Source organism: Acidobacteriota bacterium (genome assembly GCA_003225175.1).
GTDB lineage: Bacteria > Acidobacteriota > Terriglobia > Terriglobales > Acidobacteriaceae > Gp1-AA112.
In genome coordinates this window covers 1,762-17,300 of record QIBA01000030.1, presented here as the reverse complement: position 1 = coordinate 17,300, position 15,539 = coordinate 1,762, and the positions used below count along the sequence as shown (strand labels likewise).

The window sequence follows — 15,539 nt, the reverse complement described above, 5'->3', positions numbered from 1 at the left end:
GAGAATTCAGTGTTATTTTCAGTGCTATCACGTCGGCTGTGCTTTGGGGGAATGCCTACTGTTTTTAGGACGCGGCGACAGGCTCCGAAGGAGCTGGCTTGGCGACCGCCTTAAAACTAATCCGGAACATCGCTCCGCGAGGTTGCAGGTTAAAGCACTCGATGGTCCCTTCGTGCTCCTGGATGATGCCGTAGCAAGCGCTCAGACCTAGGCCAGAGCCCTGCCCCAGCGGCTTCGTCGTGTAAAACGGATCAAAAACTCGCGCGGGCTCCGCGATCCCTGGTCCGCTGTCACATACCTCCAGAACCACATGCTCGCCTCGGGCCTGCGTGCGCACGATGATTTCTCCACCACCACCCAGCTCTGCGATAGCATCAATGGCGTTGTTGAGGATGTGCAGGAACACTTGTAGAAGGTGATTGTCGTCACCAAGGACTAGCGGAAGGTCCTGCTGAAGGTCGCGCAGCAGCGAGAGCTTGGTTGGCATGCTCGCGAGCCTTAGCTGGCAGGCGTTATTGACCAGTGAGTTGAGATCTGTAAGGCGCTTTTGCGGTGGCGTCTGACGTGCAAACGAGAGCAGGTTAGAGACAAGATTCTTGGTTCTTCGCGCCTGCTGTGCGATTTTCTCAGCGAATCCCCGCGGGGCCGCCGGGACTTCCTGGTCGGTGGCGATTAGCTCTGAGTATCCAAGTATTGCGGTGAGCGGGTTGTTCAGCTCGTGCGCTGCTCCGGAAACCAGGCGTCCAATGGAAGCTAGCTTTTCTGTCTGCATCACCTGGCTTTGCAGTCGTTCCAGATTGTCATAGGCGTGTTGCGCATTGGTGAGTAACACAGACAATCGGCGATTCAGTAGCTGCTGCCTCGTGAAAATCAGGATACCGATCAAGAGCATTGCAAGAAAGCTGATTGCGACCCGGAAATGGCGAACAGGTGGCGGACTATGTAAACGCTCATACGAAAAGAGAGCGATCGCGGGAATGCTGGTGGCAGCGATCGTCGCTGCCCATTCTGGAATTGCCAGGCTTGGCTGAATATCGCTGTTGCTTCGCTCAGGCTCAAGTTGAAGCCGGCGCGCACGAAATCCGATCCACGCGAGATAGGAAATGGAAATCGTGAGCGGAAGGTCCCAGAGTCCGCCACTGGTATACAGCTTCTGCTGGATGAGAATGTTGATGATCGCGGAGGTCGGGGCGTAGATCAGAAACGCGATTAGATAATGATTGTAGATCTCGTGCCATCCGTCGTGGCTTTGCTGGGCAAGATAAAACAGAGCGACGATCGTAGTCGCAAGTTCCGCGTGGTACAGCAAGTTGAAGTTTCGATGAAAAGCCATGGCATCGTACGACATGTATTGCCAGGCAAAGACAAACTGGAAGTACAGATATACCCACCAGCAGGCAATCAACGGGAACTCAAGATTGCTCGCCAGCGGAGATCCACTCTTCAGCACGCGATGCGGGAGCATGGCAAGTGCCATCATGATCGGCACAACGTGCAGGATCAGCAGCGTGTCGCCGGGTTGCGGCACGGGCATCTGAACGCCGCGAATCACTTCGTAGTAGACCCAGCTAGCGTAGTCGCCGGCCCACATCACTGCACTTACAGTCAATAGGAGCCAGAACCCGCGAGCCGAGCCCTTGCTCCGACGGATGTTGATGGCTGTGCCTACTATCATCGCGATCATGATCGCGAATTGCAGTATGTCCGCGAAAGCGGCGAGCGTTTGTCCTTTCAGAATGCCGGAGGTGGCAATCTGTACGGCAGCAAGGGCAACCAGGGCAGTGAGCCACGGATGTCGATTGACGAATTGTTCGCGGGAGGACACGTGGCCGATTCGGGCAGATTGCCCTGAATGGGCGGATTGTACAACGGATAGTCACGCGGATTGTTGATTACCAAGGTGAGTTGCTGAAGGAAGCGGCGATCGCCAGTCGGCTTTCTGCACTCGGCCGATAGACATTCACGGTCACCTTCGGTTTCGAAGTCCCTATTGCCTACGAGATTCGATTACAGAAGAGCATCATGGTTGCCATGCCTGACGGCGTGAAGCTAGCGACCGATCTGTACTTCCCGGCCGATCTCAGGGAACCGCTGCCGGTCATCCTGATTCGCACGCCCTACAACAAGAACGGTGAGTCCTATGTGGCCGGCGCCCGCCGCTTCGCGGCGCGAGGATACGTTGCCGCCGTGCAAGACGTCAGAGGAAAATTTGAATCCGAAGGCGACTACATCATCTCGGCCGCGGATACAAACGACGGATCAGACACAGTGGATTGGCTCGCGGCACAGTCGTGGTCCAATGGCAAAGTCGGCACCACCGGATGCTCCTATGCCGGTGAAAACCAAGTGGAGATGGCTAAGCGCAGAAACGGCCATCAGCTGGCCATGAATCCCCAAGCCGCGAGCGGAGCATTGCAGTACTTCGCGTCGCGGCGGGGCGGCGCCTTTGAACTGGCCGCTACTTCTAATTGGGTCGTTTCCCACGGCGCGAAGGTTCGGCCGCAGGTAAAGCCTCCGGCCGTGGATTGGAGGGCGCTTTGGTACAGTCTTCCTTTAAAGGGAATGATGACTCGCGCGGGAATGCCGCCAACAGATTGGGACGATTTCGTCACCCACCACGAAGGTGATCCGTGGTGGGACACGCTGGGTTACGTCAAATCAAGCGATCAGTTCGACGTGCCGGCGCTGTTTGTGGATTCCTGGTACGACTGTGGCGTAGGCGCGACACATTCACCGCTTTGGAAACCGCAAAAGAGTGTGGCTCCCATTTTCAGGATCGGAATCGGGAATCAAAACCACAGCGAAAAGATTGCGCGGGGAGTAATTGAACAAGCTGACATCGATGTGCAATGCATGTAGCATATTTATGCATGGCGCGAACCACATTAGTGCTCGACGATAATTTATTCCGTCAGATGAAGAAGAAGGCTGCCAGCGAAGGTCGAACCCTTCAGGCGGTTGCAAATGAACTGTTGCGCCGGGCACTGACCCAGTCCGATCGGCAGACGTATCGGCTCAAGTTGCAAGGTTGGAAGGCACAATTACAGCCTGGCATCGACATACTGGATCGCGACAGCCTGTTCGACGCTATGGACCGGGAATGAAGGCGGTCGACACCAACATTCTTATCTATGCAGAGATCACAAGCAGCCCACAGCACTCACGCGCGCACCAGGTCTTGACCGAGCTTGCGCAGGGTCCCGCAGCCTGGGCGATTCCATGGCCGTGTATTTACGAGTTCCTGCGCCTCGTCATGCATCCCCGTGTCTATCACCCGCCCCTGCCTTCGCAAGTTGCTCTGCAGGATTTGAAGGCCATATTGGCTTCGCCGTCGCTGGTGTTGCTCTCCGAAACCGCGGTGCACGCGACGATCCTGGATGAGGTTGTGAAGCAATCGGGAGTCGCGGGAGACCTCATGCACGACGCCCATATTGTTGCTCTGTGCCGGGAGCACGGAGCGAGTGAACTGCTAACCGGCGACCGCGACTTTACTCGATTTACTGGCCTGAAGATCACGAATCCATTCACGGCATGAGCACGGGCCATGCGCAGGAATGTCGACGTAATCCGAACAGAAGGTGAATCCACTCGCGTGGATCAGGAAGCTGCGACCGGAAAGGCTGCCTCCATTGTTCCTTGATTTCAGCTGAGCCCGATATCTTGGCTCGTTATGTGTCGTCCTCCTAACCAGCCTCCCCCGAGGAGGATGGATTGCGTTTTGCTGTCCGGTTGTGATTTGATTCTTTGCTTGATGCGGGCTCTTCTTTGTCTCCTCTTCTCTGCCTCAATTCTGTCTGCTCAGACATCCGCTCCAGGAAGTTCAGCCAATTCAAGCAAGGCGCAGTCAAAGCCTGACCTTTCTCAAGAGGCTGCCATTATTGAGCAACTCGATACCATTCTCAGCTATGAGGCTGACGGCACGGGCAAGTCCGATAACAGCTCTCGCATCCGCCTACAGTCGAGCGCCGGAGTTCAGCAGTATGGGCTGCTGACATTTCCGTATCAGAAGAATTTTCAGGAACTAACAATCAACTATGTGCGCGCGCGCAAGCCAGACGGCACCGTTATCAATACTTCACTGGATGACGTGCAGGACCTGGAATCCGAGATCACGCGCGCGGCTCCGTTCTACAGTGACTTGCGGGAGAAACATGTCGCGGTAAAGGGACTCGCGATTGGCGACACCCTCGAATGGAGTTGCAGCACTCGCATCTTCAAAGCGCTCGCAGCGAACGAGTTTTGGCTCGACTATAGCTTTGAAAAGAACGCCATTGTCCGGGAGGAACAATTTCGCCTGGAAGTCCCGAACAATCTCTACGTAAATGTTAAAAGTGGTGACCACAAACCGGAGGTTCGTGTTGAGAACGGTCGCAAAATCTACCTTTGGAAGTACGCCCAACTAACACGTCCAGAGGAGGATCTGAAAGAAAAGTTTGCTCGAGCCTTTCATCGCAAACCTAGCGACATTCAGATCTCCAGCTTTCGCAACTGGCAGGAAGTAGGAGACTGGTACAACTCACTTCAACAGGAGAAGGTGTCTCCCTCCTCCGCGGTTCGAGCCAAGGCTGAGGAACTCACCAAGGATGCAAAAACGGAAGAAGAGAAAGCTCGTATTCTCTACGACTTTGTCTCCACTCGCTTCCGCTACATCGGGGTTGCTTTCGGCATAGGGCGATATCAACCGCACTCAGCGGCCGATGTTCTCGATAATTCGTATGGAGACTGCAAGGACAAGCACACGCTCCTGGCGGCCCTGCTTGAATCAGTGGGAATACACAGTGCGCCCGCATTGGTCTCCAGCACATCCGATATTGATCAGGATGTGCCTTCACCCGGCCAGTTTGATCACGTGATCACGGCGGTTCATCCAGAGAGCTCGATCGTGTGGCTCGACACTACGAGCGAAGTCGCGCCCTTCGGACTCATACTTCAGGCCGTTCGCGGCAAACAGGCGCTGGTGGTGCTACCGCAGCATTCGAAGCTCACCATGGTACCGGCAGCTCCGGTGTTGCCGGGCTTACAGGAAGTGACGACAACCGGCTCGCTGAGTGAAGCCGGAGAACTCCAGGCATCGTTCGTACAGAAATATCGTGGAGACTACGAGGTGCCCTTCCGCAGCGGCTTCCATCGCGTGCCCCAGCCACAATGGAAAGAGCTGGTGCAAAGGATCGTCCAGTCGCAAGGATATGCCGGGACCGTCACCGATGTTGTGGCCTCAAACCCGGAGAAAACCTCTGAGCCTTTTCAGTTCAGCTACAAGTACGACCGTAAGGAATATCCAGAGTGGGCCGACAACAAGCGAATAATCCCGCCATTCCCACCGATGACGGTGGCTATCCCGGATGAGGAATATCAAAAATCTGGACAGCCTGTTCCGCTGGGAGGGCCAAGTGAGATTCGCTACGTGGTCGATATCAAGACACCTCCCGGTTATAAACCCGACCTTCCTGCCAATGCCGATGTGAAGACCGATTTCGCTGAGTATCACTCGACGTACGCTCTTGAAAACGGTGCCCTCCACGCGACACGCAGCTTGAGAATCCTGGCCAATGAAGTGCCGCCATCTGGCTACGCCAAATTCCGTGAATTCGGCCACAAAGTCCTGGACGACACGGCAACCTGGATCACGTTTAACAGCAAGGAACCCGGAAAGAGTGGGGGTTCGGCAGTTGCGGCGCGAGGCGGCTGGCCGCCGGGGTTTCCGCACCCACCCGATACACAAGCGGGACAATTGTTCCGAAATGGAATCACTCAGTTTCAGTCAAAGCATCTTACCGAAGCTGTTGCCGACTTCGAATCGGCTGCAAAGACGGATCCCAAGATTCCGGGAGTCTGGTTCGCGATCGGCGCGGCCCGGCTGATGCTGGGAGATGTACAAGCAGGATTAGAAGGGTTACGGCGGCAAGCGAAGGAAACTCCCGACGAGCCGGCTGCCTGGCGTGGCTTGGCCTTTGCATTGATGGATCTGAAGTACACCGAAGAAGCGGTTACAGTCCTGAAAAAATGGAACGAAAAAATACCGAATGATCGCGATGCTCCGGCCAATCTCGGACGCGCGCTGCTAACTCTCAAGCGCTACCAGGAGGCAATAAAACCCTTGGAGAAGGCGGCAGAGCTGAATGCGGACAGTGAGCTAGTACAGTTTCAGCTTGGGAATGCTTACTATGGCACAGACGAATTCGAGAGGGCATTTAAGTACTATGCGAAGTCTATCGAATTGGCCGGCGATAAGCCCGCCTACGAAAATGACGTTGCCTATAATCTCGCTCGGAAAAAAGTTCATCTGGAAGAAAGTCAGCGTTGGGCAGAAGACGCCGTAAGAGAGCTTGAGAAAGAGACTCTGGAGATAAAAGACTTAGATGAACTCGATATCAAGCATATTCGCTTGATGAGTTCGCTGGCAGCGTACTGGGATACGCTCGGATACATCTATTATTTGCGCGCCGATTACTTGAAGGCTGAGCGATATCTCCGCAGCTCCTGGGACCTCGATCAGTTTTCCGTTGTGGCTGAACACCTGGGCGATGTTTATGCAAAGACGCACGACCTCAAGAGAGCCGTCCGCTTCTATTCGCTTGCCGCAAACAGCTCGAATCCATCAGACGAGGTTCAAGATAAGCTCTTCCGGCTTACTAGATCGGGAATAGCAGAACCGCCGGACTGGAGACCGAGAGAAGAGCTCGGCCGAATGAGAACGCTCCACCTTCCCCAATTCGGGAAGCAGCACACGAGCGCCGAGTTCATGATCATGTTGTCGAACAAAGAACAGAGTTCAGTGCCTGTCTCCAGAAAAGTGACGCCGACGCCGGATGGGAAGTCGGTCACGGTAGATTTAGCGACGCTGAAGGAGGTTGGGAAGCCAGGCAGCGGAAAAGTGGTAGAGATCAAATTCATCTCAGGATCGGAGCAGTTGCGCGGCCTCGACAAGCTCCTGCGCGAAAAGAACATGCTCACGCAATTCCCGGACGAATCACCCGCCAACCTCTTTCGTCGCGGCATTCTGATGTGCGGAGGTTACCTTCCAGATTGCCAATTCACATTGCTGACCGCCGATGTCGTACGCTCCGCGAACTAATCAGGTTGCCCAGCCTGTTTCCCGTTTTGGCTTTTTGCGTGCGATTCCTATGTAAAGCACCCATGTGCACTATTTTGGACCAGGAGGTGTAGCTTGCATTTCATCGGCAAACTTGTCCTCGACAACGCTGTAGCCCGGCGGAACCGCGAATAATGCGGGATCAGGGTCATTCGTGCTTATCTCGGTGAGACGACTGGTGAAGTCGCCGGCCCACGGATCCGAATGCTTGGTCATCACTGTGGTTTTCAGACTCTTTGCGTACCAGTTCTCGCTCACAATCTCGATAGGACGATCGTTGTTAACCTCGCCGGCTGGAATCGTCGTCGTCAGGCGTGTTCCGCTGGCGCGCACTCCGTCAAAGTCGCGTTCGCCGAGATTTTCCGACTTGGCCTGGTCATCGTCATTCATGCGCTTGCCTTTGGAGTAGAAGAACACATCGCGGCGATGCACCGGAGCGCCAGCAACGCCAGCAGCGGCAGGAGCGTCAGGCGGAGGGGCGACCGCGATCTGCATCATTCCCGGACCAGCGGCTGTCACTGGACCGGACATGTGGCGCACTTGAAATTCGGCAGCGAAGGGAAGCTTTCTCGCGATCTTCCTCTCTGGCTCCAGCACGTAGCGTACTTTTGCCACCGGATCGCTGATCGTGATCAGCATAGGTGCGTCCTGCGCGAGGCCCGGAGGCAGCATGATCTCGGCCTCCGTTCGCACGCGCCCTTCCTTGTCGCGCCATCTCTTCGAGCTGCTCTCCTGATGGATTCGGTTACCGTCGGCGAAGGTTCGAGTTGATTCAGTTCGCATCGTGCCGCTGAACGGAGCGCCCTTCACCACTTCGTCGCTCATGGTGTCCAGCACCTTCACTCCGGCTACGCCAAAGCCTTGCTCCATCGCAATTCCTGCGCCCTCGAAAGGAGCAGCAAACGTGCGCGTGAAAGTCTTCGGCGGCTCACCGCCTTGTTGCCCCCAGGCCAGGGACGTCAGTGCGAGGATCAGAACGACAAATGCAGCAACAGCAAATGGGATTCTCTGTTTCATTGCAGCTCCTTAATTAATTGTGGTCACAGTACATGACAACGCGTTTCACTACTTTGTGAATCGCACGGCGCGTGTCAGACCGTCTGCGCCGACGATCAGCTCCGCGCTCACGAAACCATTCCGGGCTAGCGATCGATACGCTCGGCCCACATTGGCTGCCGGCATTTCCAGGCGGATCACTTGCATTGGATCTCCGCAGCTAAATGCGTCGCAATAGAGCAAACTGTCGAACTGGGCGACTGGCAAATCATTGCTTGCAGCGGGCCTTTTCACCTGTACGCCGTCGGGCCGGCGATGTTGATTTCGCGGCCGCGTAGATGCGCCTGTGCGCACATGCCCGGGTTGTACCTCGGGCGCGGCAAGGCGCACATTGGCAATCGCCTTTGGAGCAATCGGCAACCGTGTCGGAGGCCCTGGTGCTCGCAATCTCCAATAGCCGAGCCCGATCACTACCGCAACCGCCATTGCCGCTGCGGTTGCCGCTGCGAGCCACGTCCAGCTTGGATTCTCGCGGTGCGTGCGCTGCGCAAAGCTGGTGAGCACCCGAGCCCGTAGCTGCGCGGAAGGTTCAGCTTCCGCTGCGGACAACCTCAACATCGCCTGTTGATCCAGAGCTTTGGCCGCGGCGTCGGCCACACCAGGTTGGTCATGAGTTCCGGCTCGCCTGTTCCAAGAGGTCATGGCGTCGCCACCTCCGTCATCTGTGGCCTTGCTTTGTCCTCGCGGCAAAATCGCTGCTTCAGTTTCTCCGCAAGCAATGCATGCGCGCGGTGCAATCGCGAGCGCACCGTTCCCACGGAACAGCCGATCTGCGCGGCTGCGGCTTCATAGCTCATCTCGCACAACTCGCACAGGGTTATCACTTCGCGATACTTCGTCGGCAGACTCGCCACGCCTTTCCGCACTGCCGCCACCTGCTCCGCAAGCTCCAGCTTCTCCTGTGCACTCGCTTCTCCGTCACGGCTGAAGCGTTCCAGGTCCTCCGGCTGGGAGGTGAACCATCGCAACTTCCAGCGCAGATGACGCAGCACCAGCTTCCGCGTAATTCCCAGAGCGAAGTTCAAGAGGCTTCCACGCGCCTCATCAAAATCTTTCGCTGCATTCAGCAGTGTGAGGAAAGCTTCGTGCACTGTGTCCTCAGCCTGGGCCCGCTCGCCCAGCATGTGAAACGCAAAACAATAGAGCGGCCCAGCGAGTGCGTCATAAAGCTGCGCAAAAGCCTCTTTATCGCCGCGAACAGCCCGACGCAAGAGCGGGTTTTGAATTTCAGTCGTGTCCACGGCGCTGGCGCCGCTCCGGATCAGAGCGGGCGTTTTGTTCATCCCGTATTCGCTTCTGACGAAACGAAGGTTCCAAAAGTTAGACGAGGATGTTGTCCAGTTGTTTTGGAAGGAGCTATAGCGACGCCGGGCCCTGGGCGAGGTCTTGCTTTCTCAGTGACTCCGTGTCTCCATGGTTTTCGGAGGGCTGGGCGTAGGCGCCGACTCCGGTTGCGGGGTTCTATATAAAGGCCATGCCAAGCAACTCCTCTCCGATCTGTTCGGGAGATCTGTTTGCTCTTGACATCGCCTTATATAGAATCCGGCTCAACTAAAGATCATTTGGTTAAGTATTGCCGAGCGGTGATGACACGAATGCCCCGATATTCGCCGACTTCCAGAACGTCCTTGTCGCCGGAGACGATGATTTCCGCTTTTGCACGCACGGCGCACTCAAAAAGCATGTCGTCTTTCGGATCGCGGCACACGCCGGTGAGATCGCCTTTCATTGTGACGTGCTTTGCTCCAGCCAAATAGCTCCGCAAGGCCGAATGAACATGTCTTTCTGTCCAGCCAAATTTAGACACCATGATCGTGGATACCTCTGTAATGATTTCTTCACAAATCGCGATATGGTCGTAGATAAAGGCTTGATCTAACGCCGCGAGCGGTATTCCCCCGAAATGAAATCCTGAAATCCAGATGCCTGAATCCAGAACAACGATCACTTTCTCTTCTTGCGGGTCCGCGTTGAGCGAACCTCGTCTACGAGACTCTCAACGTTTAGTTGCTCATAGTCCGGCTGAGGTCTTCGACGCCGTGCGGCAGCTCGGGAGCGCTCTAGTTGACGATGGACGCTTTCCAGCCGATAGATGCGAAAGGCTTCACGAAAAAGTTCGCTGATGTTGCGGCTTTCCCGGCGAGCTACCAGATCGACTTGAAGTGCCAAGTCTTCAGGGAAGCTAATGGTAAAGACTCGGGAGCGGCGAGAGCGGGAAATACCCATCTTGGTATTATCACACAAAGTATGAATTTGTCGTACAGGTGAATCTGACCTGGTGGCCCCTCCCTACTGCGGTTTCATGCGCTTCTGAAATATTTCCTGGAAATCGGGATCTGACCGTACGAAGTCCCAGGTAGGCAGGCGAAGAAATGCGGCCGCCAGTTCCTGGCGATCGAGACTCGTTCGCAGCCATGCCAGGGCGTCACTCCTGTCTCCGGCAAAGGCATAGAGCTCCGCGATGTACGAGGACGGCACAAACTTCTGCTTTGAGCGCTCGGCCAAAACCTCCGCCGCTTGCCGCATCGCTGCCTGAAATCCACCGTGTGCATAACCCTTGTCCAGCGCAGCAACAACATCCGCATCGTGGCGAATTTCGCCAAAGTCTGCCTTCGCCTCGGCGAACGCCTGCTGGTCCATTCCTTTCATGTGGTATGCGACGGCCAGATGATGATGGGGGGCCGGTGCTGATGGGTTCAATTCGAGACTTTTCCTGCATTCGGCAATCGCTTCGTCGTAGCGGTGAGTCACCAGAAGGCGCTGCGAATATGCCCCGTGCGTCATCGGAGAGAGAGGATCAAGTTCTACTGCCTTTTGCGCCTCTGCTATTGCTGCTGAGAGTTGGCCCTGCGCCTCGAGAAATCCGCTGTAGTACTGGTGAGCATCCGGATCGTTCGGACTAAGCTCAATGGCGCGGCGAAACTCTTTGTCGGCAGTTTCCCAATTCGCTACATGGACGGACGAAACAAGTCCCCAGACCTGGTGTGCCTCGGAAGAGTTGGGATCGAGTTCGAGCGCCTTGCGCGCCCAGATTATGTCTTGATCCATCACATCGCTCCGCTTCACCAATCCCAGCACGACGCGGTGACCCCAGACCTGCGCAATGCCGGCATAGGGTGCAGCAAAATTCGGGTCCTTCTCTATTGCGCTCTGAAAGTACTGCAGCGCAATTTCCAAATCTTTTGGGCTACGGCGATGCAATGCGGAAAGCCCCTTGAGATATGCCTCGTATGCTTCGGGTTCGATATGGCGCACTGCTGTCAGCCGCGTCTTCTCTTCCGGTGTGACTTGAAGCTTGATTTGCCGCGTGATCTCGCCGACGATTTCATCTTCCAGTGAAAGCACATCGCGGATCGGGCGATCGTATTGCTCGCGCCAGAGCTGCTGTTCATTGGAAGCGTTGATCAAGCGCGCCGTCACACGTACGCGATCTCCCGCCCGCTGCACCGATCCGGTGATTACCGCGTCCACGCCCAACTCGCGCGCGATCTGTCGCACAGGCTGTTCCGGTTTGCGGTAGCGCATCACCGAAAATCGCGCTGTTACTCGGTTCAGGGCGCTTAGCTTCGAGAGATTGTCGATCAGCGCTTCATGCACACCGTCGGCAAAGTACTCCTGCTGAGGATCGCCGGACAGGTTCTCCAGCGGCAGAACGGCAAGAGAATGGATTTGCCGTCCTCTAGCAAGGCGCGTGCGGATCGAGGGACTGAGCAAGCCTCCGAGCAGTGACACCAGGAACACAAGTCCAACAGCAGCCTGCCAGCGGAGATGCGAGAGGCGATAACGCACCAGGCCGAATGCCGACACGCTGGCTGTGCGGATCGCTTGCAGCGCATCTCGCAACTCATCAGCTTCCTGATAGCGGCGTGCAGGGTCCTTTTCCAGGCAGCGTTCAATCACCGCGCGAAGTGCGACAGGCACGGCAACCGGCAGGGGCACCGGCGCTTGGTGCAGGACTGCGGAGCTAATTTCGAAAGCCGTTGCCCCTCGGAATGGTAAAGCGGCGGTACCCATTTCATACAGCACTACTCCCGTCGCCCAGATGTCACTACGCTCATCGGCTGGCTGCCCGCACAACTGTTCAGGCGCCATATAGCTGAGTGTTCCGAAGATCGCTCCTGGTGCCGTCAGCGACGACTTCGAGACAGTTACCGCTTCCAAATCTGCTTTCGTCACTCGCTTTGCCAGCCCGAAATCCAGCACTTTGATCCGGTCTTCCGGAGTGAGCATGACATTCGAACTCTTCAGGTCGCGATGGATAACGTTGTTCTTATGCGCATGTGCCACTGCGTCTGCCAATTGCAGTCCGCAACTGACAATGAGTTGTTCTGAGGGCAGCGGCCCGCGCCGAAGTCTGCTGCTCAGGGACTCTCCCGCAACCAGTTCCATGGCGATGAATGTCTGGCCGTCAAGCTCTCCTACTTCATGGATCGTGCAGATGTTCGGATGGTTCAGTTGCGACGCGGTGCGGGCCTCACGCAGCAGGCGTGCCTTGGCACTGGGATCAGAAACGTTCTGAGCCGGCAAAATCTTGATGGCTACATCTCGCTCCAGTTGCACGTCGCGTGCTCGATACACCTCTCCCATCCCGCCTGCGCCGAGCGGCTCGATAATGCGATAGTGTCCGAGGACTTGCCTCTCAAGGCCAGGCGACGACATGCGAGCGCATCTTAGGCCGGCAGATTGGCGGGGTCAAATAATAAAGTTGTATGACCTGGGCTGCCGCATGGCCCAGCCTTTGTTTTCCTCTTCCATCGGACTGCTAAGACTGCCACTCTCGCGCGGTGTTCGCGAGGCGGTTAAGAGGAATCAATAACTCCCGCAGTTGACTCTCGCCGTTATTGGAGAGGGTCCGATGAAAGGCTACTATCGTTAGGATCGAGGGGGTGGATTGTCAAGCGAAACAAGAAGCAACTACCGACGCATGACACATCTATGTAATCCCACCCTCGCGAAAATCGTGCGAGAGTGGGGCACCCTTTGTCTGGAAGTCCGACGGAAAAACCGAAACGGGAAAAGGCTGGGCCACCCGCCCGCACTACAGGCGAGGGTGATCCGATATCAATGGCGCAATCTGTTTGCGAAGTTGCAAGAAATCGCGGTGGCTCAGTGATCGATTAGAAGATCTAAAAAAAGTCCTTCATATCGGCAACGCTGCTCGAGGCGCCGGGGTCAACCGTGACTCCTAAGGCATCGAGGATCGTGCGCAACGTATTCTCGTGCTTGTACGGCGTGGAGGAAACTGTGCCCGGTTTCACTTTGGGACCGATCACCGCTGTGTAGACCTGCTCGTTGCCTGGACACGTGCCGACAGCCTCATCGCATTCATCGAAGGTGATGAACATAAGCGCATCGCCGCCAGCCTGGAAGTGTGGCGCGCTTAGCAGAGGAGCAATGTTCGCCGCCAGAAAGTTATCGGCGCTCGCCATCGAGCCGTCCCACCCATCGTTGTCACCGTCTGGAATGATGATCGAGTAGTTAGGCAACTGGTTCGCAGCCAAATCCAAAGCTAGCTGCGTCAGGGGCACGATGTTCTGCTGGAGCGACGGATTATCGATTACGTCGGAATACCACTTCGCGGGATTGTGGTGAGCGGCATAAGCTCCCGTCGATGGCCCCATATAACCCGCGCTCGGCAACGATTGCGCATAGACCTTCCATGTTAGGCCGGCTCTTCCAAGCTCACGGAAGATGTTGTCTGACGTAATCGGTTGCCTGCAGCCATCGCCCACGCATCCGAACGGTTCTTCGCCACTGCCGGAGGACAGCCACAGGTAGTCCATCATGGAGCCGGGTACGTCAGCATGATAGTTGCTGGCGTAGCCATATTTGTTCCCTTGCGCGACCAGCCACGGCATCCCGTTGGGATACACCTCGGTAAACATTTTGTTCTCTTCAATGACGAGCACAACATGAGAAGAATGCGGTATCCCGGAAGCCGTGGGAGTGGGCGCAGCTGGAGTAGGCGCCGGCGGAGCAGGGGATGGAGAGGGCGCAGCCGGTGCAGCCGGTGGAGCCGGTGCAGTTGCGCTGGTACACGGCGCTGAGGTTGGCGTACTCGTGGCGCCGGGCGCCGTAGAGGAGATAACGTTGGTAGTGGCCACCTGCTGTCCCGCTGCACCACACCCGGAAATCAATGACGATAGTGCACAAAGCGTCCCGATCAGAATCGCTTTCGGAACAAAAGAGTTTTGAATCAACTGCATGCCGGCCTCGGAGAAGAACTCCATAGAGGCTAAGCAACCTTCTACTCTGGTTATATCGGGAGAGCGGCTTAAGACTTTGCGAAAGAAGCCGTAATCGGGGGCCTTAGTCCTACAGGGCGGTGGATGTTATAGAGGGCAATGTCGAGAGTAAGCACTTCTCCCGACCAGATGTGAACACAGTGTTCGGCACCGCCTTTTATAGAGCGCACATTGAGGCATTACATTGAAAGAAAATGGAAAGAAAATGGGGACAGCCTGAGAGCCTGTCGGAGATAGATTTTCTGGAATGAAGAATCAACAACTTGCGAGGAGTGCTCTGTCTGTAAGTTGTTGATTCCTGGTTCGGGAATCGTTTACTCCGACAGGCTCTCAGGCTGTCCCCAATTCCTCCGGAGTTCCTTAAAAACAAATTGACCTGCGCACCCTTGAAAACCGCAAAGGGTGCGCCACCCGCCGATTGTTTTACCCGAGACCAGTAGCTGTTTTGATGCTTAGCCGCTTAGGAGCCTCTTTGTGGCTCAAGGCCAGCGCTGAGATCATCCGGAGCGACTGCCCCCAACGATACCGGAATGGGAATGTTCGGTCTGGATTGATTTTCTCGTAGAATCTTTGTGAGTTGTATATCACGCCCGAAATCTCGTCCCGCTCTAACATTTGCGCGCCGGACATCGTCCCGCTCAGATTCGGCGCAACCCTCGACGAGCTCGAATTCCGGCGAATCCAGAGCCGGCTTGCTCTCGAGTTCTTCAAATGGGACTGCCAGGTCGGTGATGTGTCTACTCTCTTTCGTCAGCCTCTGTTGCTCCGTCCTGAGACTTGGGAAGAATTGAAGACTCTGGCCGAAGCTCTTGCTGCCGAGCTAATGCTCGCGGAAGAGGAACTGCTTCGTCGAAGCGGGCCTCGTGCGCCGCTGGGCATGCCCGCGCAACTCCGATCAGTATTAAAGGAAGCCGCGGTCCACGGGATGACGCCCGCAGCAGTGCGAACCCTGCGCTTTGATTTTCACTACTCCACCGAAGGCTGGCGGATTTCGGAAGTGAACAGCGATGTTCCCGGGGGATACACCGAAGCTTCTGCGTTTACGGAGCTTGTAGCCGACTGTGTTCCCGGTTCACAGACTGGTGGTAATCCTGCGAGCCGCTGGGCAGACGGGATGATGGCATTCGTCAAACAGAGTGGCCATG

At 56.0% G+C, this 15,539-nt stretch carries 13 protein-coding genes and 1 pseudogene (1 of these 14 running past the window's edge); 6 read left to right on the top strand and 8 right to left on the bottom strand.

The annotated features are described in order from the left end of the window. Window positions 1–64 precede the first annotated feature (64 nt). The gene (locus DMG62_02380; GenBank protein ID PYY24433.1) at window positions 65–1,825 is read right to left on the bottom strand and encodes a hypothetical protein; all 1,761 of its coding nucleotides are present in this window, start codon (window positions 1,823–1,825) and stop codon (window positions 65–67) included. A 197-nt stretch (window positions 1,826–2,022) separates the two neighbouring features. Here DMG62_02380 and DMG62_02375 point away from each other — a divergent pair, with 197 nt between their 5' ends. The 4 genes from DMG62_02375 to DMG62_02360 all read left to right on the top strand — a co-directional run bounded on the left by DMG62_02375 (window position 2,023) and on the right by DMG62_02360 (window position 7,075). Then, on the top strand, window positions 2,023–2,859 hold the full coding sequence (locus DMG62_02375) for a hypothetical protein (GenBank protein PYY24432.1): 837 nt from the start codon (window positions 2,023–2,025) through the stop codon (window positions 2,857–2,859). Continuing rightward, window positions 2,850–3,104, top strand: a complete 255-nt coding sequence (locus DMG62_02370; protein ID PYY24431.1) for a hypothetical protein — start codon at window positions 2,850–2,852, stop codon at window positions 3,102–3,104. Before DMG62_02375 ends, DMG62_02370 begins: the two co-directional genes overlap by 10 nt. Further along, window positions 3,101–3,535, top strand: a complete 435-nt coding sequence (locus tag DMG62_02365; GenBank protein ID PYY24430.1) for a VapC toxin family PIN domain ribonuclease — start codon at window positions 3,101–3,103, stop codon at window positions 3,533–3,535. Before DMG62_02370 ends, DMG62_02365 begins: the two co-directional genes overlap by 4 nt. 135 nt (window positions 3,536–3,670) lie before the next feature. Then, entirely contained in the window at window positions 3,671–7,075 is a 3,405-nt protein-coding gene (locus tag DMG62_02360; protein ID PYY24429.1) for a hypothetical protein, read from the top strand. Between the two features lie 69 nt (window positions 7,076–7,144). Here the strand turns inward: DMG62_02360 and DMG62_02355 are convergent, their stop codons facing one another. The 7 genes from DMG62_02355 to DMG62_02325 form a co-directional block, all read right to left on the bottom strand. Next, window positions 7,145–8,110 carry a hypothetical protein gene (locus DMG62_02355; GenBank protein PYY24428.1) on the bottom strand — a complete coding sequence of 322 codons (966 nt, stop codon included), beginning with the start codon at window positions 8,108–8,110 and terminating at the stop codon, window positions 7,145–7,147. Window positions 8,111–8,158: 48 nt separating this feature from the next. Further along, window positions 8,159–8,791, bottom strand: a complete 633-nt coding sequence (locus tag DMG62_02350) for a hypothetical protein (protein ID PYY24427.1) — start codon at window positions 8,789–8,791, stop codon at window positions 8,159–8,161. Then, on the bottom strand, window positions 8,788–9,432 hold the full coding sequence (locus DMG62_02345) for an RNA polymerase subunit sigma-70 (protein PYY24426.1): 645 nt from the start codon (window positions 9,430–9,432) through the stop codon (window positions 8,788–8,790). Before DMG62_02345 ends, DMG62_02350 begins: the two co-directional genes overlap by 4 nt. Window positions 9,433–9,707: 275 nt before the next feature. Next, a complete protein-coding gene (locus DMG62_02340) occupies window positions 9,708–10,097 on the bottom strand; it encodes a putative toxin-antitoxin system toxin component, PIN family (protein PYY24425.1) in 390 nt (129 codons plus the stop codon). Then, window positions 10,094–10,375, bottom strand: coding sequence for a hypothetical protein (locus tag DMG62_02335; GenBank protein PYY24424.1), 282 nt, complete (start codon window positions 10,373–10,375; stop codon window positions 10,094–10,096). The genes DMG62_02340 and DMG62_02335 overlap by 4 nt, the downstream gene beginning before the upstream one ends. A 63-nt stretch (window positions 10,376–10,438) precedes the next feature. Further along, entirely contained in the window at window positions 10,439–12,808 is a 2,370-nt protein-coding gene (locus DMG62_02330; GenBank protein PYY24423.1) for a hypothetical protein, read from the bottom strand. Between the two features lie 467 nt (window positions 12,809–13,275). Next, entirely contained in the window at window positions 13,276–14,034 is a 759-nt protein-coding gene (locus tag DMG62_02325; GenBank protein PYY24422.1) for a hypothetical protein, read from the bottom strand. 55 nt (window positions 14,035–14,089) lie between these two features. Here DMG62_02325 and DMG62_02320 point away from each other — a divergent pair, with 55 nt between their 5' ends. Both DMG62_02320 and DMG62_02315 read left to right on the top strand, forming a co-directional pair. Next, complete coding sequence (locus tag DMG62_02320; GenBank protein ID PYY24421.1) at window positions 14,090–14,344, top strand: hypothetical protein; 255 nt, start codon at window positions 14,090–14,092, stop codon at window positions 14,342–14,344. Between the two features lie 627 nt (window positions 14,345–14,971). Continuing rightward, window positions 14,972–15,539 (top strand): annotated as a pseudogene (locus DMG62_02315) (hypothetical protein); it runs 59 nt beyond the window's last position.